This window comes from Bacillus sp. LR_5 (genome assembly GCF_042709275.1).
In genome coordinates, this window is the sequence record NZ_JAVAXX010000544.1 from 1 (window position 1) to 1,889 (window position 1,889).

Genomic DNA, 1,889 nt, shown 5'->3' on the forward strand with positions numbered 1-1,889 from the left:
GCAAAGGGTTTTAGTTCCAGCAGCCAGTAAAATGTAAGCATTTTCTTTTTGGGGGAGAGAAATACTTGCATCGTGCTTTTTAAGTAAGCCTCATGTTTTTACAACACTCTTAAAGGGGAAATTTATTGAAAAGGAGATGTTATATATGACAGCGACACGCGGTCTTGAAGGGGTTGTAGCAACAACATCATCTGTTAGTTCTATTATTGATGATACCCTTACATATGTGGGGTATGATATCGATGATTTGACAGAGAATGCAAGTTTTGAAGAAATCATCTACTTGCTTTGGCATCTAAGGCTGCCAAACAAAAAAGAGCTTGAAGAGTTAAAGCAGCAGCTTGCAAAGGAAGCTGCCGTTCCGCAAGAAATTATTGAGCACTTCAAATCTTATTCCCTCGAAAATGTTCATCCCATGGCTGCTCTTCGGACAGCAATTTCATTACTAGGCCTGCTAGACAGCGAGGCTGATACCATGAACCCGGAAGCCAACTACAGAAAGGCGATCCGCCTTCAGGCAAAGGTGCCTGGCCTGGTTGCAGCGTTTTCCAGAATTCGCAAGGGTCTTGAGCCTGTTGAACCGAGAGAAGATTACGGTATTGCGGAGAATTTTCTTTACACATTAAACGGTGAAGAGCCTTCACCAATTGAGGTTGAAGCCTTCAACAAAGCATTGATTTTACATGCTGACCATGAGCTGAACGCGTCAACGTTCACAGCGAGGGTCTGCGTCGCAACACTTTCTGACATCTATTCAGGCATTACTGCAGCAATCGGCGCGCTGAAAGGGCCTCTTCACGGCGGAGCGAATGAAGGCGTTATGAAAATGCTGACAGAAATCGGTGAAGTGGAAAACGCTGAGCCGTACATCCGCGCTAAACTTGAAAAGAAAGAAAAAATCATGGGATTCGGCCACCGTGTGTATAAGCATGGTGATCCGCGCGCGAAGCATCTGAAAGAAATGAGCAAGCGCCTGACCAACCTGACAGGCGAAAGCAAATGGTATGAGATGTCGATTCGTATAGAAGACATCGTCACATCAGAGAAAAAGCTTCCGCCTAACGTTGATTTCTATTCGGCTTCTGTATATCACAGCCTCGGTATTGACCATGATTTGTTTACACCGATTTTTGCTGTAAGCAGAATGTCCGGCTGGCTCGCTCATATTCTTGAGCAGTATGACAACAACCGTCTGATCCGCCCGCGGGCAGATTACACAGGCCCTGACAAACAAAAATTCGTTCCGATTGAAGAAAGAGCCTAAAGAACCATTGGAGGCTGGCTTGCGTCAATGAGGTTAGCCTCTTGTTCAGAACATCAAAATTGGGTTACACTTTAAATTGAATGTTGGGAAAAATCATTTTGTTTTCTATATAAGAAAAATAAAATGTTTTCTAAATATGAATTACATACTGGGAGGTTTTTATTGTGGCACAAGGTGAAAAAATTACAGTCTCTAACGGAGTATTAAACGTACCAAACAACCCGATTATCCCATTTATCGAAGGAGACGGAACCGGTCCTGATATTTGGAACGCGGCTTCGAAGGTTTTGGAAGCAGCAGTAGAAAAAGCATACAAAGGCGAAAAGAAAATTACATGGAAAGAAGTTTACGCCGGAGAAAAGGCTTATAATAAAACAGGTGAGTGGCTCCCTGCTGAAACATTAGATGTGATCCGCGAATATTTCATCGCGATTAAAGGCCCGTTAACGACACCTGTCGGCGGCGGTATCCGTTCTTTGAACGTAGCGCTCAGACAAGAGCTTGACCTATTCGTCTGCTTAAGACCTGTAAGATACTTTACTGGAGTGCCGTCACCGGTAAAACGCCCTGAAGATACTGATATGGTCATCTTCCGTGAAAATACAGAAGATATTTACGCAGGCAT

Annotated in this window: 2 protein-coding genes; both read left to right on the top strand. The window is 43.8% G+C overall.

Going from position 1 to position 1,889, the window contains the following annotated elements; all coding sequences use genetic code 11:
* The first annotated feature begins 145 nt into the window (after positions 1 to 145).
* Complete coding sequence (citZ, locus tag RAC86_RS38270; RefSeq protein ID WP_004398810.1) at positions 146 to 1,264, top strand: citrate synthase; 1,119 nt, start codon at positions 146 to 148, stop codon at positions 1,262 to 1,264.
* A 164-nt stretch (positions 1,265 to 1,428) separates the two neighbouring features.
* A partial coding sequence (locus RAC86_RS38275; protein WP_377886914.1) for an isocitrate/isopropylmalate family dehydrogenase occupies positions 1,429 to 1,889 on the top strand: 461 nt, incomplete at its 3' end.

Bases quoted from the DNA above. Each gene is read 5' to 3' on its own strand.
- citZ (WP_004398810.1), top strand. From the start codon at position 146: ATGACAGCGACACGCGGTCTTGAAGGGGTTGTAGCAACAACATCATCT.